Annotated in this window: 17 protein-coding genes; 13 read left to right on the forward strand and 4 right to left on the reverse strand. The window is 72.8% G+C overall.

The window, feature by feature from the left end:
- The first annotated feature begins 30 nt into the window (after positions 1 to 30).
- The 5 genes from ACZ7LV_RS32695 (at position 31) to ACZ7LV_RS32715 (ending at position 3,977) form a co-directional block, all read left to right on the forward strand.
- On the forward strand, positions 31 to 1,407 hold the full coding sequence (locus ACZ7LV_RS32695; RefSeq protein ID WP_471944927.1) for a type III PLP-dependent enzyme domain-containing protein: 1,377 nt from the start codon (positions 31 to 33) through the stop codon (positions 1,405 to 1,407).
- A gap of 147 nt (positions 1,408 to 1,554) precedes the next feature.
- Positions 1,555 to 1,965 carry a hypothetical protein gene (locus ACZ7LV_RS32700; protein WP_471944735.1) on the forward strand — a complete coding sequence of 137 codons (411 nt, stop codon included), beginning with the start codon at positions 1,555 to 1,557 and terminating at the stop codon, positions 1,963 to 1,965.
- Complete coding sequence (locus tag ACZ7LV_RS32705) at positions 1,962 to 2,972, forward strand: transcriptional regulator (RefSeq protein ID WP_471944736.1); 1,011 nt, start codon at positions 1,962 to 1,964, stop codon at positions 2,970 to 2,972. Before ACZ7LV_RS32700 ends, ACZ7LV_RS32705 begins: the two co-directional genes overlap by 4 nt.
- 127 nt (positions 2,973 to 3,099) lie before the next feature.
- Entirely contained in the window at positions 3,100 to 3,585 is a 486-nt protein-coding gene (locus ACZ7LV_RS32710) for a roadblock/LC7 domain-containing protein (RefSeq protein ID WP_471944738.1), read from the forward strand.
- A 17-nt stretch (positions 3,586 to 3,602) separates the two neighbouring features.
- Entirely contained in the window at positions 3,603 to 3,977 is a 375-nt protein-coding gene (locus ACZ7LV_RS32715; protein ID WP_365450446.1) for a roadblock/LC7 domain-containing protein, read from the forward strand.
- Between the two features lie 8 nt (positions 3,978 to 3,985).
- Here ACZ7LV_RS32715 and ACZ7LV_RS32720 read toward each other — a convergent pair whose 3' ends face one another.
- From ACZ7LV_RS32720 to ACZ7LV_RS32730, 3 genes are all read right to left on the reverse strand, one after another.
- Positions 3,986 to 4,603 (reverse strand): hypothetical protein, encoded by a 618-nt coding sequence (locus ACZ7LV_RS32720; RefSeq protein ID WP_471944740.1) that lies wholly within the window; start codon positions 4,601 to 4,603, stop codon positions 3,986 to 3,988.
- A 118-nt stretch (positions 4,604 to 4,721) separates the two neighbouring features.
- Positions 4,722 to 5,582: a MurR/RpiR family transcriptional regulator gene (locus ACZ7LV_RS32725; protein WP_471944742.1), complete on the reverse strand. Its 861-nt coding sequence runs from the start codon at positions 5,580 to 5,582 to the stop codon at positions 4,722 to 4,724.
- A complete protein-coding gene (locus tag ACZ7LV_RS32730) occupies positions 5,579 to 7,090 on the reverse strand; it encodes an aromatic amino acid ammonia-lyase (RefSeq protein WP_471944744.1) in 1,512 nt (503 codons plus the stop codon). Before ACZ7LV_RS32730 ends, ACZ7LV_RS32725 begins: the two co-directional genes overlap by 4 nt.
- Before the next feature lie 142 nt (positions 7,091 to 7,232).
- Here ACZ7LV_RS32730 and ACZ7LV_RS32735 point away from each other — a divergent pair, with 142 nt between their 5' ends.
- The 5 genes from ACZ7LV_RS32735 (at position 7,233) to ACZ7LV_RS32755 (ending at position 11,023) form a co-directional block, all read left to right on the forward strand.
- Complete coding sequence (locus ACZ7LV_RS32735) at positions 7,233 to 8,264, forward strand: ABC transporter ATP-binding protein (protein WP_471944746.1); 1,032 nt, start codon at positions 7,233 to 7,235, stop codon at positions 8,262 to 8,264.
- Positions 8,261 to 8,902 carry an ABC transporter permease gene (locus ACZ7LV_RS32740; RefSeq protein WP_471944748.1) on the forward strand — a complete coding sequence of 214 codons (642 nt, stop codon included), beginning with the start codon at positions 8,261 to 8,263 and terminating at the stop codon, positions 8,900 to 8,902. The genes ACZ7LV_RS32735 and ACZ7LV_RS32740 overlap by 4 nt, the downstream gene beginning before the upstream one ends.
- Positions 8,903 to 8,904: 2 nt before the next feature.
- Positions 8,905 to 9,567, forward strand: a complete 663-nt coding sequence (locus ACZ7LV_RS32745; protein WP_471944929.1) for an ABC transporter permease — start codon at positions 8,905 to 8,907, stop codon at positions 9,565 to 9,567.
- Between the two features lie 11 nt (positions 9,568 to 9,578).
- Positions 9,579 to 10,520, forward strand: a complete 942-nt coding sequence (locus tag ACZ7LV_RS32750; RefSeq protein WP_471944750.1) for an ABC transporter substrate-binding protein — start codon at positions 9,579 to 9,581, stop codon at positions 10,518 to 10,520.
- Between the two features lie 65 nt (positions 10,521 to 10,585).
- Positions 10,586 to 11,023, forward strand: a complete 438-nt coding sequence (locus ACZ7LV_RS32755) for a hypothetical protein (protein WP_471944752.1) — start codon at positions 10,586 to 10,588, stop codon at positions 11,021 to 11,023.
- 337 nt (positions 11,024 to 11,360) lie between these two features.
- Here ACZ7LV_RS32755 and ACZ7LV_RS32760 read toward each other — a convergent pair whose 3' ends face one another.
- The gene (locus ACZ7LV_RS32760) at positions 11,361 to 12,749 is read right to left on the reverse strand and encodes a cystathionine beta-synthase (RefSeq protein WP_401681430.1); all 1,389 of its coding nucleotides are present in this window, start codon (positions 12,747 to 12,749) and stop codon (positions 11,361 to 11,363) included.
- Between the two features lie 264 nt (positions 12,750 to 13,013).
- Between ACZ7LV_RS32760 and ACZ7LV_RS32765 the strand changes: the two genes are divergently transcribed.
- The 3 genes from ACZ7LV_RS32765 (at position 13,014) to ACZ7LV_RS32775 (ending at position 16,600) form a co-directional block, all read left to right on the forward strand.
- Complete coding sequence (locus ACZ7LV_RS32765) at positions 13,014 to 14,045, forward strand: SGNH/GDSL hydrolase family protein (RefSeq protein WP_471944754.1); 1,032 nt, start codon at positions 13,014 to 13,016, stop codon at positions 14,043 to 14,045.
- A 159-nt stretch (positions 14,046 to 14,204) separates the two neighbouring features.
- On the forward strand, positions 14,205 to 15,341 hold the full coding sequence (locus ACZ7LV_RS32770) for an acyltransferase family protein (protein WP_471944756.1): 1,137 nt from the start codon (positions 14,205 to 14,207) through the stop codon (positions 15,339 to 15,341).
- A gap of 38 nt (positions 15,342 to 15,379) precedes the next feature.
- Positions 15,380 to 16,600, forward strand: coding sequence for an acetyl-CoA C-acetyltransferase (locus ACZ7LV_RS32775; protein WP_471944758.1), 1,221 nt, complete (start codon positions 15,380 to 15,382; stop codon positions 16,598 to 16,600).
- The last annotated feature ends 217 nt before the right edge of the window (positions 16,601 to 16,817 follow it).

The raw sequence follows: 16,817 nt of genomic DNA on the forward strand, positions 1-16,817 counted from the left end.
GACAGGACGACCGAGGAGACGGGGGAGCACATGGACGACGCCCAGGAGGCCCGGGCAGGCCGGGAGCGGTCGGTGCGACGCGACGAGGCGGTACGGGCCGCCGTGGAGCAGGGACTGCTGGGGCCCGACGCCCCTCTCGCCGGACTGCTCGACGTCACCGGCATCCGGGAGTCGGCGGCGGAGCTGCGCGCGGCGTTCGACGCCGTGGTGGCACCCGGCACGCCCGTGCTGCACGCCTTCGCGGTGAAGGCCTCCCCGCTGGTCCCGGTGTTGCGGCTGCTCCGCGACGAGGGCATCGGCGCGGAGGTGGCGAGCCCCGGTGAGCTGGCGCTGGCCCGGGCCGCCGGGGTGACGCCGGAGCGGACGGTGCTGGACTCGCCCGCCAAGACCCCGACGGAACTGCGGGAGGCGCTGGCCCTGGGCGTCGCCGTCAACGCGGACAACCCGCAGGAGCTGGACCGCCTCGACGCCCTGATGCGGTCCGCGCCGAGCCGCTCCCCTCTCGGGCTCCGGGTGAACCCGCAGGTCGGCGGCGGCTCGATCGAGGCGCTCTCCACCGCCACGGCGACCTCCAAGTTCGGCGTCGCGCTGCGGGACGAGGGGGCCCGTGAGTGGGTGATACGGGCGTACGCCGAGCGTCCCTGGCTGACCCGGCTGCACGCGCACACCGGGTCGCAGGGCATCGCGCTGTCCCGGATGGCCGAGGGCGTGGCGGCGACGTACGCGCTGGCGGAGGAGATCAACCGGCGGATCGGGCGGCCCCAGGTCGACACGCTCGACATCGGCGGCGGACTGCCGGTGAACTTCGCCTCGGAGGTCACGACTCCGACGTACGCGCAGTACGCGCGGACGCTGAAGGAGGCGGTGCCGGGGCTGTTCGACGGCCGGTACGGGCTGGTCACGGAGTTCGGGCGGTCACTGCTGGCCAAGCACGGCACGGTGGTGGCGCGGGTGGAGTACGCCAAGAGCGCGGGCGGCCGGCCGGTGGCGGTGACGCACGCGGGCGTGCAGGTGGCCACGCGGACGGTGTACGCGCCGGAGCTGTGGCCGCTGCGGATCGCCGCGTACGACGGCAAGGGGCGCCCCAAGGAGGGGACGGCCGTGCCGCAGGACGTGGCGGGGCCGGCGTGCTTCGCGGGCGACCTGCTGGCCGAGGGCCGCGAGCTGCCGCTGCTGGAGCAAGGGGACTACGCGGCGGCGCTGGACACGGGCGCGTACTACTTCGCCCACCACTACGCGTACAACTCCCTGGCCCGGCCGGGCGTCTACGGTTTCGTGCCGGACGGCGCGGGGGGCGTGTCCTTCGCGACCGTGCGCACTCCCCAGCCGCTCGACGAGATCGTGGCCGAGTCGGGCGGGGCGCACGCGGGCACGCTGAGCGCGCTTCCGGCGCCCGCGAAGGAGTGATCAACTTGCCCGGAAACGGCGACAGTTGACCCACACTAGCCACTCGTCGCATGTTCCACCGGAAAATGCCAGAACGCTCACCTGCCGCACACACGTTGCGTAGTCTCTGGGTCACTCAGCCGAACCCAGGCAGGAGGGGAGTCCAGGGTGCCCGGAATCGACGAGTGCTTACTGGAGGCCATGCGGCTGCCCGGCGCCCGGGGGGCCGCGCTGGTCGACTGGACGAGCGGACTGGCACTGGGCACCGTCGGCGAGGCGCCGGGCGGTGACCACGAGGCGGCGGCCGCGGAGGCCGCGGAGCTGGCCCGGCTGGCCGCCGAGCAGCGGGCGTTCGCACCGGTCGGCGGCGGCGTCGGCGAGGACGCGCCGGACGCCGCCGACCCCCCGGTCGAGGACCTGATCCTCAGCAACCGGGACAGCTACCACGTGCTGCGGTTCGTGCGGACGTCGTTCGACAGCAGCGTCTTCCTGCATCTGTGGCTGGGCCGGGCGGACGGCAACCTCGCGCTGGCCCGGATCCGGCTGGGCGAGATGGCCGGACGGCTGGTGCTGGGATGACGATGGTCGGCACCACACCGCCTCCCGGACTGCCGATACGGGACAAGGTGGCCCGGCACCGGGCCGGTGGCGTCTCCCCGATGCTGACCCGGCTGGCCGCCGAGCGCGCCACCGGCGTCCTGGTCCGCGCGAGCGGCACGCTGTACCTGGCCGAGGGCCGGGTGGTGCACGCCGAGAGCCCGTTCGCGCCGGGCCTCGACATCCTCCTCACGGCGCACGGCACCCTTGACGCCCGGGACTGGCAGGACGCCGTCGAGCGGGCCGACGAGCCGCGGGGCGCCGACCGCACCCTCCTGGACGGCGGGCGGCTCGCGCCGGGCGCGCTGGAGCTGTGCCATCTGAGCGCGCTGTACGACGCCGCGTACTTCGCCCTCGCGCCCAGCAGCACCCCGGGGCGTTTCCGGTACGGCCCCACGCACTGGCTCGGTTCGGTGCACCCGGTGCCGGTCGGCTCCGTGGAGCAGGAGACGCTGCGCCGCCGCGCCCTGCTGCACCGCATCTGGCCGGACCCGGCGACCGACAGCGCGCCCCTGGAACGCCTCGACACCGCCGCCGCCCCGGCGGTCCCGCCCCGGCAGAGCGCGGTGCTGTCCCGGGTGGACGGTCTGCGCACGGCCACGGACATAGCCCGCGACCTGGGCAGACCGGCCTTCCACACCCTGGTGTCCCTACGCCGGCTGGCGGCGGCCGGTCTGGTGGCACCGCGCACGCGCCCTCCGGGCGCGGAAGGCCGTCCCCGGCCCGCGCACGCGGCCCCGGCCGCCCCCACCGGCACAGGTCACCCGGTCCCCGACGACCCGGGCGCCCTCGGACATCCGCCCGCCGACGACCCCGTCGCTCTCGGCCACGCCGTTCCCGCTCCCCCCGTCGGCCCCGCACCGGCCGACGCGCTCACGCCTCGCACCCCCGGCGGCACGCTGCCCGGCACCTCGCTCGGGCCGGGCCCCCTCGACCACCCCGACATCGCACTGCTGAAAAGGGTCAGGGATGCGCTGGAGGCCCTTTGAACGGCAGCAACCGCGACAGTCCGCGCAGGCACAGTCCGCACCGGGACAGCCCGCACCGGGACAGCTCGCACCACGACAAGCGACGCCGCGGCAACCGCCTCGCCCGCCCGCCGAGAGGAGAGCCCTGATGGCGGTGGAACCCCCGATCCTCGACGAACTGCACCGGCTCAGAGCCCGCGTCCCCCAGCTGACCGGCGCCCTCGCCGCCAGCGTGGACGGCCTGGTCATCGCGCACGACACCCCCGGCGTCGAGCCGGAGGGCCTCGCCGCGCTGACCGCCGCCGCGCTCGGCGTCGCGGTGCGGGTCACGGACGCGACCGGCCGGGGCGAACTGCGTGAGCTGCTGGTGCGCGGCATGCGCGGCTATGTGGCGACGTACGCCGCGGGCGACACCGCCGTACTGACGCTGCTCGCCGAGGACCGTGTCAACGTCGGCCGGCTGCACCTGGAGGGCCGCCGCACCGGAGCGCGCATCGGCGAGCTCGTCGACGCCCTGCCACCGGCCCCGCCCGTACTCCCCGTGAAACCGGAGACGGCCCCCACGACGCGCCAGAAGCCCGTCCGCCGGACTCCCCGCACCCCCACGAACACATCCACCACCACGGAAAGTTGAGAGGAAACACCACCACCATGGCGAACACCGAGACCACCCTGAAGGAAGCCCTCGCCTCGATCGAGGGCGCCACCGGAGTCGCCCTCGTCGACTACACCACCGGCATGGCGCTGGGCACGATGGGCGGCAGCAAGACCTTCGACCTGAACGTCGCCGCCGCCGGCAACACGGACGTGGTCCGCGCCAAGATGCGCACCATGGAGCACCTCGGGCTCAAGGGCCAGATCGAGGACATCCTGATCACGCTGTCGGACCAGTACCACCTGATCCGCCTGCTGAGCGGCCGCAGCGGCAACGGGCTCTTCCTCTACCTCGTGCTGGACGCCAAGCGCTCCAACCTGGCGATGGCCCGCCACCAACTGCGGCGGATCGAGGAGGACCTCGAGGTCTGAGCGGCGGCTCAGACCGGCGTGGCGGTACGGCGACGCGAGCCACCAGGTGCCGCGTCGCCCGCCGCGACACCCGTACCGCGGTACGCCTCGACCGCCTTGCCGGCCGGGCGGCCGCCGCCGCGCAGCCGGTCGACGGGGACCCACAGCAGCGTCTCGCCGGCGTGTTCGCGCCGCCCGAGCCAGGCCGCCTTCCACCACAGGCCCGCACCGCACCCGGCGAGCAGCATGCCGCCGGCGGCGGGCGCGGCGAACGAGCCGCCCAGCGCGGCCAGGAAGGCGAGCAGCAGCCACCAGCGGCGGGCGCGGCGCCAGTTGCGCATGGTCACGGCGCGGTCCTGGAGGACGTCGTGCTGGGCGGCGCGGGCGGCGTCGCGGGCGAGGGCGGTGTACCGCGCGTGGCGGGTGCCGGCCACGAAGGCCACGGCGAGGACGAAGAGCACGGCCCCGGCCAGGACGCCGATCCGGCGCCCCGTCAGTCCCGGTACCAGCACGCCGATTCCGGCCGCGACCACGCCGAGCCACCACAGGGGCGCGGCCCCCGCCCGCACGACGCAGGCCACCCGGGCCAGACCCACCCCTCCGCGTTCGCCCCGTCCTCCGCGTGCTCCGCGTTCTGCGCGCACCATGTCCGGCCTCCCGTCCCGCCTGTCCCCTGTCCTGCCCCGTTCCGGGAACGGGCAGGCTAGCGGGGGAAGCTGAGACGAGTCTGAGAGGCCGTGAGCGTCGGCGGGCGGGGCCGCCCGCTCACTCCACGAACAGCCCCCGCGCCACCGCCCGCGCGTCGAACTCCTCCAGGCGCGCCTGCGCGTCCGGGAGGTCGTCGCACATCGCCTCCAGCAGCACCCGCCCCAGCAGCATGGGCGCGCACGCCGTGTCGAAGGCGAGCCCCGTGCCGACGGCGGCGGGCAGCAGCAGATCGGACACCTTGGCGACGGGCGCGAAGGCCGAGTCGGCGACGGTCACCACGGTCAGCCCCGCCTCCCTGGCGTACGCCAGCGTGTCCACGACCTCCCGTGGATGCCGGGGCAGGGCGAAGCAGAGCAGCGCCGAGGCGCCCGCCCGTACGGTCCCGTCGATCCGGTCGTGGATCATCGTGCCGCCCTCGTGGAGCAGCCGGACGTCGGGATGGACCTTGGCGGCGAAGTAGGCGAAGCCGTACGCCTGGGAGGCCGCCGCGCGCAGTCCCAGCACGGGCAGCGGACGGGAGGCGGCGAGCAGCCGCCCGGCCTCGTGCACGGGCCGGGGATCGGCGAGCAGTTCGGCGAGGTGCCTGAGGTTCTCGATCTCGGCCTCGACGGCCTGCTGGTACTCGTTGTACGAGGCCGCGTCGGCCGGTTGTTCGGCGGGCGCGACCTCGCGCAGGTGCCGGCGCAGCGCGGGGTAGCCGTCGAAACCGAGGGCGACGGCGAAGCGGGTGACCGAGGGCTGGCTGACCCCGGCGAGTTCGGCCAGCTCCACGCTGGACAGGAACGGCACGTCGGCGGCGCGCCGCACCATGCTGTGCGCGATGCGCCGCTGGGTCGGCGTCAGCCGGTGCCCCTCGAACAGCGCCTGAAGCCGTGCGGCCGGGCTGTCCGGCACTCCCGTGTTCGTGTCGCCGGTCATGACGTGCTCCCCCTCCAGATGTCCGTGAACCGGCTCAGCAGTCCGGCCGCCGCCGTCACGTCGTGTGTGAGCGGCCGGTCGGCCGGGTCCGCGTCCAGCACCGACTCGGCGAGCTCCAGTGCCCGGCCGGCCGGCAGGTCCGGTTCGGGGCGCAGTCCGCGCTGGCGCAACGCCCGGACGGCGGCGACGAGTTCGCAGCCGACGACCAGACGGTACGCGTCGCCGAGGCGCAGTGTCTGACGTGCGGCGAGCGAGGCGAAACTGGCCTGTTCCTCGACGCCCCGGGAGAGCACGGCGTGGCCGAGCGAGGCGGGCGCGGAGAAGGCCCGCAGATCGCCGAGGGCCGCCCCGGCGGCGTACTCCAGGATCATGACGCCGGAGGAGGCGGCCTCGTGGTCGGCGAGGAAGGGGCGCAGCCGGGTGTAGGCGGGCTCGTTGAGCGTCGAGAGCCGGGACGTGGACAGGCGCGCCACCTGGGTTATGGCCAGCCGGAAGTGGTCCAGGGCGAGGGCGAGTTGGGCCTGGTAGAAGCCGCCGTGGTGGTAGGCGGCCATGTCCTCGGGGGAGATCAGCGGGTTCTCGGCGGCCGCGTTGATCTCGACGGTGAGGACGTCCTCCAGGGCGTCGGCGGCGTCCTGGGCGGGGCCGTGGATCTGGGGCAGGCAGCGGAAGCCATAGGGGTCCTGGAGCCTGCCGAGCGGCGGGTGCGGCCGGTCGGCGGCGCCGATCAGCTGCCGCATCCGGCGGGCGACGTCGGCCGAGCCCCGGTGCGGGCGGGCGGTGTGCACGGGGGCGGCGTACGCCTCGTGCGAGCCGTCGACGGCCAGCAGGGACAGCGCGGCGACGACCTGGGTGGCGGCGAGCAGGCCGCGCAGTTCGTGCAGGGCGAGCGCCGCCTGGCCGAGGGTGAGGGCGTTGCTGCTGATCAGCGCGAGGGCGTCGTTGTTGTCCAGCGGCTGCGGCCGAGGGGCGCCGCCCGTGCCCCGCCAGGGGTGTTCGCCGGCCAGCGCGAGTCCCATCTGGGCCAGCGCGGCGATGTCGCCGGTGCCGACCGAGCCGAACTCGTTGACCTGCGGGTGGGCCCCGGCCTCCAGTGCCTCGCACAGGGCGGTGACAACGGAGGGACGCAGCCCGGCGCCGCCCGCGAGCAACTGGTTGGCCCGCACGGCGAGCATCGCCCGCACCTGGCGCGCGGGCAGTTCCTCGCCGATGGCGCCGGCGTGACTGCGCAGCAGCCGCAACCCGTGCGCGGCGGCGGCCTCGGTGGGGACGTCCTCGTTCCGGTTGGCGCCGACCCCGGTGGAGCGGCCGTAGACCCGCCCGGTCGCGGCGATCATGCGGGCGGCGTCCCAGGACTCCTCCGCGCGCTTCATCGCCTCGGTCCCCGGCACCGGCCGCGCGGCCCCGTCGGCCAGCCGGACGACGTCGGCGACGCCCATCCCGCGTCCGTCCAGCACCACGAGGGCGGTCATCGCACCCTCCGGGGCGTCCACGATCCGAGACGACATCACGCGCAAACCCTCCTCAAACCGGACAGTCGGTCTTGCCTAGCAGTCATCCGCCACCGCGGATTACCGCCGGAGCATTGACAACCTATTCAGACACCAAGAACTCTGCATGACGTTATACAGGCCGGGCAAGGGACATCTCATGATCCAGTTCGACGCGGTCCACAAGCGCTTCCCCAACGGCACCACCGCAGTCCACGACCTCACCCTCCGGATGCCGGAAGGCGGCGTGACCGTTCTCGTCGGATCCTCCGGTTGCGGCAAGACGACCACCCTGAGGATGATCAACCGGATGGTCGAACCGACCGCCGGCACCATCCGGGTCGGCGGCAAGGACGTCCAGCAGCAGGACGCCGCCGAACTGCGCCGCTCCATCGGCTACGTCATCCAGCAGTCGGGGCTCTTCCCGCACCGCACGGTGCTGGACAACATCGCCACCGTCCCGCTGCTGCTCGGCTGGGGCCGGCGCAAGGCCCGGACGAAGGCGGCCGAACTGCTGGAGACCGTCGGCCTGCCCGCCGAGACCGGCCGCCGCTACCCCCACCAGCTCTCCGGCGGCCAGCAGCAGCGCGTCGGCGTCGCCCGCGCGCTCGCCGCGGATCCGCCGGTGCTGCTGATGGACGAACCGTTCGGCGCGGTCGACCCGGTGGTCCGCAACCAGCTCCAGCAGGAACTGCTGCGCCTGCAGCGGGAGCTGAACAAGACCATCGTCTTCGTCACCCACGACATCGACGAGGCCGTCCGCCTGGGCGACCGGATCGCGATCTTCCGCACCGGCGGCCACCTCGTGCAGTGCGCCCCGCCCGCCGAACTCCTCGCCCGTCCCGCCGACGACTTCGTGGCGGACTTCCTCGGCGCCGAGCGCGGCCTGAAGCTGCTCTCGCTCAGGACCCTCGCGGCCGTCCCGCAGGGCCGGGCCCCCGAGGGCGGCACCTGGACCCTCGCCCTCGACGCGGCGCGCCGGCCGCTGCACTGGGCCGCGGACGACACGACCCTGCCCGTGCGGCCGCTCAAGGACGACGACTCGCTGCTGTCCGCGCTCAACGAGTCGGTCGCCTCCCCCACCGGCCTCGTCGCCCGCGTCGACGCGGACGGCGTCCTCACCGGCGTCACGTCCCGCGACGACATCCACGAGCACGCGAACCGGGCCCACGGCGAGGTGCGGGCGGCATGACCATCGACTGGTCGTGGATATCCGACCACACCGACGACCTCACCGCCCTGACCGTCTCCCACCTCCAGGCGGCCCTGTCGGCAGTCCTGTTCGGCCTGCTGATCTCGCTCCCGCTGGCCGTCGTGGCGCACCGGGTACGGCCGCTGCGCGGCCTCCTGCTCGGGATGTCGAACGTCCTGTTCACCATCCCCTCGATCGCGGTGTTCGTGCTGCTGCTCCCGGTCAGCGGCCTCACCCGGACCACCACCGTCATCGGCCTGACGATCTACACCCTGGTCGTGCTGCTACGGAACACGGTCGAGGGCCTGGACTCGGTCCCGGTGAAGACCAAGGAGGCGGCGCGGGCGATGGGCACCCGCCCGCTGCGCACCCTGCTCACGGTCGAGCTCCCGCTGGCCCTGCCCGTGATCATGGCGGGCGTCCGCATCGCCACGGTCATGTCGATCTCCCTGGTCTCGGTCGCCACCTACATCGGCGACGGCGGCCTCGGCCAGCTCTTCACCGACGGCTTCCAGCGCAACTTCCCGACCCCGGTGATCGCCGGCGTGGTCCTCACGCTGCTGCTCGCGGTCGTCGCGGACGCGCTGCTGGTCGCCGTCCAGTACGTACTCACCCCATGGACGAGGCGGCGAGCCTGACGATGTACGAACTCCTCACCGACCTCGGCTCCTGGCTGACCAGCGGCGAGCAGTGGTCCGGCCCGGACGGCATCGCCCACCGCCTGGCCGAGCACCTCCAGTACTCGCTCCTGGCCACCCTGATCGCCGCGGCGATCGGTCTCCCGCTGGGCCTGCTCATCGGCCACACCGGACGGGGCGCCTTCCTCGCCATCAACCTCGCCTCCTTCGGCCGCGCCCTGCCCACGGTCGGCCTGGTCGTGCTGGTCTTCCTGGCCAGCGGCCTGTCGATGTGGCCGGTCTACGTCGCCCTGGTCGCCCTCGCGGTCCCGGCGATCGTCACCAACACCTACGCCGGGATGACGGCGGTGGATCCGGACGTCCGCGACGCCGCACGCGGCCAGGGCATGCGCGGACACCAGGTGCTGCTCCAGGTCGAGCTGCCGCTGGCCCTGCCGCTGATCATGACCGGCCTGCGCCTGGCCCTCATCCAGGTCGTGGCCACGGCGACCATCGCCGCGTACGTCTCCTTCGGCGGCCTCGGCCGGTACGTCTTCGACGGCCTCGCCCAGCGCGACCTCGTGCAGGTGCTCGGCGGCGCCGTGCTGGTCGCCCTGGTCGCCGTCGCCCTCGACCTCGCCCTGTCCGCCCTCCAGCGCGCCCTCTTCCGACACCGCACCGCTTAGGGACCCCTGACATGAACCGTCGTACCCTTCTCGGCGGCCTGTTCGCAGCAGGCTCCGTCACCGCGCTCTCCGCCTGCTCCAGCGGCATCACCTCCCTCGAAGGCGAGGGCGGCGCCGCGGGCCCGGGCGGCGGCTCCAGCAAGGGCGGCCTCACCATCGGCACCGCCAACTTCACCGAGAACCAGGTGCTCGGGTACCTGTACGCGGCGGTGCTCTCGGCGGCCGGCGTCAAGGTCACCGTCCGCCCCAACCTGGGCACCCGCGAGATCCTCATCCCCGCCCTGCGCGGCGGCGACATCGACCTGCTCCCCGAGTACCAGGGCGCCCTCCTGCACTACGTCGACCCCAAGGCGACGGCGACCGAGGAGGGCGAGATGCAGAACGCCCTCACCATGGCCCTCCCGGCCGGCCTCCAGGTGCTGCCGTACGGCAGGGCGGAGGACTCCGACGCCTTCGCGGTCACCCGGGAGACGGCGCAGAAGTACGGGCTGGCCTCCCTGGCCGACCTGCGCAGGCACAACGGCAAGCTGGTCATCGGCGCCGCACCGGAGGTGAAGAAGCGGCAGGTCGGGGCCGTCGGCCTCAAGGACGTCTACGGCGTCGAGTTCAAGGAGTTCAAGTCGCTCGACTCCTCCGGGCCGCTGGTCAAGGGCGCCCTGAAGAAGGGTGACGTCGACGTGGCGAACCTCTTCACCACCGACACGGACATCAAGGAGAACGGCTGGGTGGTGCTCACCGACCCCGAGAATCTGATACCCGGCCAGCACGTCGTCCCCCTCGTCGCCGACCGCAAGGCCGACGCCACGGTCCGCAAGGCGCTCGCCGAACTCGGCAACGTCCTCACGACGGCCGACCTCACCGAGCTCAACCGCCTGGTCGACAAGGACAAGAAGGACCCCCAGGACGTGGCCGACGACTACGCGGCACGCAAGGGCCTCGCGGCCACCGGCTGACCCCGCCCGCGACAGGGGGGCTACCCCCAGTGCGGCCGTCGTCCGCGCTCCCTACCGTGAGGCGCATGAGCGGAATGGACGCGCGGGACACCGAGCTGAAGAAGGAACTCGACGCCACCCTGCAGGCGCGCAGGGAACTGGGCGAGGAGTACGACTCCGCGCTGGTCGACTCGTTCCTGGAGAAGGTCGAGCAGCGCATCGACGGGGCCGTGGACCGCCGGGTGCGGCGCCAGCTGGCCGAGCAGCAGATGGTCGCGGCCCGGGACTCACGGTCCCCGAGGCCGACGGACTCCTGGGGCGAGCGCTTCGGCTTCGGCATCGTCTCGCTGGTGCTCGCGGTGCCTCTGTCCGCGATCGGCGGCGGCGTGGCCGACCTGCCCGGCCTGCTGGTCGCCTGGGCCGGCATCGTCGGCGTCAACGCCTTCCAGGCGTCCCGGGTCAACCCGGGGCTGTTCGGATGGCGGCGCCGCAGGTCCGGGCAGGACGGCGACTGGGAGGACTGACCTCCGGGGAAGGGAGTGCGCGGGGACCGCCGCACCCCCGTTGCCGGGGGGCGGGACGACGGCGGTCCCCGCGAGGGACGCGGGCCGGTCAGGGCCGGACCTGCGCGTCCGTGGCGTCCATGGAGGTCCGGGAGCCGCTCCGGAGGTTCCCTGGCGCCGTTCGGGCCGGCCGGGCGGGGAGCCGCTCCCGCCCTGCCGACACCCACCAATGTGCCGGAGCCGTGTTAAGCGGGTGCTGCGACGACGTGACGCGCTCGTACCACTTCCGAGAAGACCACAAACGCGCACGTCACCGCGCGTTCGCCGCCGACACGGCCCGTTCACCGCCGGTTCGCCGCTACTTCGCGCCCTTGGCGAGGAAGGCGAGCAGGTCCTGCCGGCTGACCACACCGGTCGGCTTGCCCTCGACGAGGACGATCGCCGCGTCCGCCGATCCCAGCACGGACATCAGGTCCGCGACCGGCTCGCCGGAGCCGACCTGCGGCAGCGGCGCCGACATGTGCTTCTCCAGCGGGTCGTCGAGCGAGGCGCTCTTGGTGAACAGCGCGTCCAGCAGCTCCCGTTCCACGACCGAGCCGACGACCTCGGCGGCCATGACGTCCGGGTGCCCGGCGCCCGGCTTGACGATCGGCATCTGCGAGACGCCGTACTCGCGCAGCACGTCGATGGCCTGTCCGACCGTCTCGTCCGGGTGCATGTGGACCAGGGAGGGGATGGCGCCGCCCGCCTTGTCGCTGAGCACGTCGCCCACGCGGGCGCTCGGGCCGGCGTCCTCCAGGAAGCCGTAGTCGGCCATCCACTCGTCGTTGAAGATCTTGCTGAGGTAGCCGCGGCCGCTGTCCGGGAGCAGCACCACCACCACGTCGTCCTCGCCGAGCCGCTCGGCCACCCGCAGCGCCGCGACCACGGCCATGCCGCAGGAGCCGCCCACCAGCAGGCCCTCCTCCTTGGCGAGGCGCCGGGTCATCTGGAAGGAGTCCTTGTCGGACACGGCGACGATCTCGTCGGCGACGGTGCGGTCGTAGGCCGTCGGCCAGAAGTCCTCGCCGACACCCTCGACGAGGTACGGCCGCCCGGACCCGCCGGAGTACACCGAGCCCTCGGGGTCGGCGCCGACCACCTTGACCGCGCCGTCGCTGATCTCCTTCAGGTAGCGGCCGGTCCCGGAGATGGTGCCACCGGTGCCGACGCCGGCCACGAAGTGGGTGATCCGCCCCTCGGTCTGCTCCCACAGCTCGGGGCCGGTCGAGTGGTAGTGGGACAGCGGGTTGTGCGGGTTGGAGTACTGGTCCGGCTTCCAGGCGCCCGGCGTCTCACGCACCAGCCGGTCGGAGACGTTGTAGTACGAGTCGGGGTGCTCGGGAGCGACGGCCGTCGGGCAGACCACGACCTCGGCGCCGTACGCCCGCAGCACGTTGATCTTGTCCGTGGACACCTTGTCCGGGCAGACGAAGATGCACTTGTACCCCTTCTGCTGCGCCACGATCGCCAGCCCCACCCCGGTGTTGCCGCTGGTCGGCTCCACGATCGTGCCGCCGGGCTTGAGCGCGCCGCTGTCCTCGGCGGCCTCGATCATGCGCAGCGCGATGCGGTCCTTCACGGAGCCGCCGGGGTTGAAGTACTCGACCTTGGCCAGGACGGTCGCCCTGATGCCCTTGGTCACGTTGTTGAGCCTCACCAGCGGGGTGTTGCCGACGAGACTGATCATCGAGTCGTGGAACTGCACCGTTGTCTCCGGATGCCGCAGAAGTAATGGTCTGGGTGATGCGGCCAGCCTAGGGCCTGCCCGGCTGATCGGGCCTCAGGAACGGCGGAGCCGGTGATCACGCAGGTGAGCGGCGTCCGGCGGGCCGGAACGCGGGTGCGACGGCCGCACCCGCGCCGGCGCCGGCCGCGGTCCGTCACCGGCGTTCACTCCTCGTTGAGATTGGCGGGGGCTCGCTTCGGGGCAAGGAGTGGATGTACGGGTGCGAGGAGGTGGCGGCGACGGATGACCAGGATGTCTAGGGCGAGGGTGGCCCGGCGCATCGCGGCCGGTGCGGCATACGGCGGTGGTGGCATCGGCCTGGCCGGCGCGGCGGCCGTCGGCCTGGTGCTGGCGGAGGTGCAGTTGGCCCGGCGCCAGGTGGGCAACGGCTCCACGCCGTACGTGCCGAACGCGGAAGGGCGGTACGGACAGACGTACGACAACCCGGGCGGCCCGCCCGTGCGGCTGACGATACTGGGCGACTCCACCGCCGCCGGCCAGGGCGTCCACCGGGCCGGCCAGACCCCGGGCGCGCTGCTCGCCTCGGGCCTCGCGGCGGTCGCCGAACGCCCGGTCGACCTGCGCAACGTCGCGCTGCCCGGCGCGATGTCCGACGACCTGGACCGCCAGGTGACGCTGGCCCTCGCGGACCACGGCCGGATCCCGGACATCTGCGTGATCATGGTCGGCGCGAACGACGTCACCCACCGCATCCCGGCCACCCGCTCGGTGCGCCACCTCTCGTCGGCGGTACGGCGCCTGCGCACCGCCGGCGCCGAGGTGGTCGTCGGCACCTGCCCGGACCTCGGCACGATCGAGCCGGTGCAGCAGCCGCTGCGCTGGCTGGCCAGACGCGCCTCCCGCCAGCTGGCGGCCGCCCAGACGATCGGAGTCGTCGAGCAGGGCGGCCGCACCGTGTCGCTGGGCGACCTGCTGGGCCCCGAGTTCGCGGCCAACCCGCGTGAGCTGTTCGGGCCCGACAACTACCACCCCTCCGCCGAGGGTTACGCCACGGCCGCGATGGCCGTGCTGCCCACGCTCTGCGCGGCGCTCGGCCTGTGGCCGGAGGAGGAGGAGCGCCCGGACGTCTCCCGCCGCGAGGGCTTCCTGCCCGTGGCCCGGGCCGCCGCCGAAGCGGCCTCCGAGGCGGGCACGGAGGTCACGGCGGCGCTGCCGACGGGACCCCGGGGACCGTGGGCCCTGCTGAAGCGCCGCCGCCGGCGCCGGGTGCAGGAGCCGGAGACGGCCCCGACGAGCCACACCTCAGGGCCCTGACGGAAGGGGGTGCGGCCACCCGCGGCCGCACCCCCTTCCGTACACGCAGCGTTCACCACACGAGTCTCCTGACGTAACCTCAGCACTTCCGGACGGGGCGAAGGTGACGTTTTCACTCCCCCTTCACCGTCATGCGCCTGTCAGGAGCACAACGCCGCGATGGAAAAGCCGCTTCCGAGAACCGAAGGCTCCCAGAGCCGGTCCCGAGACCCCTGGTGGGACAACACCCGGTTCGTCTCCGCCGCCCTGATCGTGGTCCTGCACACCATCGGCAGCATCATGAGCCGTCATGACTCGCTGCACGTCTTCAACGTGGCGACCTGGGCCTTCCGCGTGCCGATGTTCGTCGTGCTGGCCGGCGTCTTCAGCAGCGCGGGGCCGCTCGGCTCACGCCATCTGCGCACGCTCATACGCAACATCGCGATACCCGCCCTCCTGTGCAGTCTGCTGTTCTCCCTGGAGGCGTACGCGCTCGGCAGCCCCTTCAAGCTGCACATCGCCCAGCTGCCGTGGACGCTGTGGTTCCTGATGTCACTGTTCTTCTGGCGGCTGCTCCTGCCCCTGGTGGTCCAGCTGCGCCACCCGCTGCTGATCACCACGCTCGTGTCGCTGGGGGTGGGGTACCTGGAGGAGTTCGGCCTGATGTACTCGGCCAGCCGGACCCTCGTGTACATGCCGCTGTTCTACGTCGGCTGGCGGCTCGGCCAGGGCGCGCTGCGGGAGTGGTTCGACAGCCGCTGGAGCCTGCCGGTGGCCGTCGCCGGAATTCTCACCTGGGGCGTGGTGTCCTGGCTGTGGCACGCCGACGTCAAGGGCAACTGGACGTCGATGCGCCACCCCTACGTCGCCGACACCCGGCTGGGCCTCGAAGGCGCCTGGCTGATCCGGCTGGCGATCCTGGCCACCGCCCTGGGTCTCGCCCTGTGCCTGCTGCGCATCATGCCGAGGAAGCGGCTCCCCCTGATCTCCGCGCTCGGCGCCGGCGGCTTCACCATCTACCTGCTGCACCCGCTGGTCATCCTGCCGGTGCGGGAGATGGGCTGGATCCAGCGCGCCGACACCCGCCTCGAGCTGGCCGCCCTGATGCTGGGCGGCGTGCTGCTCGCGGCGGTACTGGGTTCCCCGTTCGTACGGCGGCTGGCGCAGCCGCTGACCCGGCCGCCGGTGAAGTGGCTCTTCGCCCGGCAGCCCGCCCAGCAGACGGCGACTGACGCGTCCGCTACGCTAAGCAAGCGCTTGGAAAAGAGGTCCGCGTCACACGACGATGCCGGTGACCGGCAGCCTACGTACGGGTAACTTCCCCCGTAGCCCTTCCCTCGTCGTCTGGAGCCGTGATGCCCGAAGCCGTGATCGTCTCTGCCGCCCGCTCCCCCATCGGCCGCGCCTTCAAGGGCTCCCTCAAGGACCTGCGCCCCGACGACCTCACCGCCACGATCATCCAGGCCGCCCTCGCCAAGGTCCCCGAGCTGGACCCGAAGGACATCGACGACCTGATGCTCGGCTGCGGTCTGCCCGGCGGCGAGCAGGGCAACAACCTCGGCCGGATCGTCGCCGTGCAGATGGGCATGGACCATCTGCCCGGCTGCACGATCACCCGCTACTGCTCCTCGTCGCTGCAGACCTCCCGCATGGCCCTGCACGCCATCAAGGCCGGCGAGGGCGACGTCTTCATCTCGGCCGGCGTCGAGATGGTCTCCCGCTTCACCAAGGGCAACTCCGACAGCCTGCCCGACACGCACAACCCGCTGTTCGCCGAGGCCGAGGCCCGCACCGCCGCCGTCGCCCAGAGCGAGGGCTCGACCTGGCACGACCCGCGCGAGGACGGCCTGGTCCCCGACCCGTACATCGCGATGGGCCAGACCGCCGAGAACCTCGCCCGGCAGTGGGGCGTGACCCGCCAGGACATGGACGAGTTCGGCGTCCGCTCGCAGAACCTCGCCGAGGAAGCCATCAAGAACGGCTTCTGGGAGCGCGAGATCACGCCCGTGACGCTCCCCGACGGCACGGTCGTCAGCAAGGACGACGGCCCGCGCGCCGGCGTCACCATGGAGGGCGTCGCCGGCCTGAAGCCGGTCTTCCGCCCCGACGGCATGATCACCGCCGGCAACTGCTGCCCGCTCAACGACGGCGCCGCGGCCCTGGTCATCATGTCGGACACCAAGGCCCGCGAGCTCGGCCTGACCCCGCTGGCCCGCATCGTCTCCACGGGGGTCTCGGGCCTGTCCCCCGAGATCATGGGATACGGCCCCGTCGAGGCGTCGCGGCAGGCCCTGTCCCGTGCCGGCCTGACGATCGGCGACATCGACCTGGTCGAGATCAACGAGGCGTTCGCCGCCCAGGTGATCCCCTCCTACCGCGACCTGGACATCCCGCTGGAGAAGCTGAACGTCAACGGTGGCGCCATCGCCGTCGGCCACCCCTTCGGCATGACCGGCGCCCGGATCACCGGCACGCTGATCAACTCCCTCCAGTGGCACGACAAGCAGTTCGGCCTGGAGACGATGTGCGTCGGCGGCGGCCAGGGCATGGCGATGGTGATCGAGCGCCTCAGCTGATCCTCGAACCCCCTGCGTGACGGGCACGGCACCCGGCGTCATGCATTGGCCCAGAACCCCGCGACCAGCGGGGTTCTGGGCCGTTTTGTGACCCAATCTCCCCCAGGATGTGACCTATCTCCCTCGCCACAGGGAGAACCGCAGGTCAGGGCAGTTCCAGGCGAAACATTTGACCCAAAGACCTGTCCGTTTCGTGACGTTACGCACTGACAGCTGG

The sequence above is a fragment of the Streptomyces sp. NPDC107562 genome, assembly GCF_055657325.1.

Bases quoted from the DNA above. Each gene is read 5' to 3' on its own strand.
- ACZ7LV_RS32715 (WP_365450446.1), top strand. From the start codon at position 3,603: ATGGCGAACACCGAGACCACCCTGAAGGAAGCCCTCGCCTCGATCGAG.
- ACZ7LV_RS32755 (WP_471944752.1), top strand. From the start codon at position 10,586: ATGAGCGGAATGGACGCGCGGGACACCGAGCTGAAGAAGGAACTCGAC.
- ACZ7LV_RS32725 (WP_471944742.1), bottom strand. From the start codon at position 5,582: ATGACCGGCGACACGAACACGGGAGTGCCGGACAGCCCGGCCGCACGG.
- ACZ7LV_RS32775 (WP_471944758.1), top strand. From the start codon at position 15,380: ATGCCCGAAGCCGTGATCGTCTCTGCCGCCCGCTCCCCCATCGGCCGC.
- ACZ7LV_RS32720 (WP_471944740.1), bottom strand. From the start codon at position 4,603: ATGGTGCGCGCAGAACGCGGAGCACGCGGAGGACGGGGCGAACGCGGA.
- ACZ7LV_RS32765 (WP_471944754.1), top strand. From the start codon at position 13,014: ATGACCAGGATGTCTAGGGCGAGGGTGGCCCGGCGCATCGCGGCCGGT.
- ACZ7LV_RS32730 (WP_471944744.1), bottom strand. From the start codon at position 7,090: ATGTCGTCTCGGATCGTGGACGCCCCGGAGGGTGCGATGACCGCCCTC.
- ACZ7LV_RS32745 (WP_471944929.1), top strand. From the start codon at position 8,905: ATGTACGAACTCCTCACCGACCTCGGCTCCTGGCTGACCAGCGGCGAG.
- ACZ7LV_RS32735 (WP_471944746.1), top strand. From the start codon at position 7,233: ATGATCCAGTTCGACGCGGTCCACAAGCGCTTCCCCAACGGCACCACC.
- ACZ7LV_RS32770 (WP_471944756.1), top strand. From the start codon at position 14,205: ATGGAAAAGCCGCTTCCGAGAACCGAAGGCTCCCAGAGCCGGTCCCGA.
- ACZ7LV_RS32740 (WP_471944748.1), top strand. From the start codon at position 8,261: ATGACCATCGACTGGTCGTGGATATCCGACCACACCGACGACCTCACC.
- ACZ7LV_RS32695 (WP_471944927.1), top strand. From the start codon at position 31: ATGGACGACGCCCAGGAGGCCCGGGCAGGCCGGGAGCGGTCGGTGCGA.
- ACZ7LV_RS32710 (WP_471944738.1), top strand. From the start codon at position 3,100: ATGGCGGTGGAACCCCCGATCCTCGACGAACTGCACCGGCTCAGAGCC.
- ACZ7LV_RS32750 (WP_471944750.1), top strand. From the start codon at position 9,579: ATGAACCGTCGTACCCTTCTCGGCGGCCTGTTCGCAGCAGGCTCCGTC.
- ACZ7LV_RS32705 (WP_471944736.1), top strand. From the start codon at position 1,962: ATGACGATGGTCGGCACCACACCGCCTCCCGGACTGCCGATACGGGAC.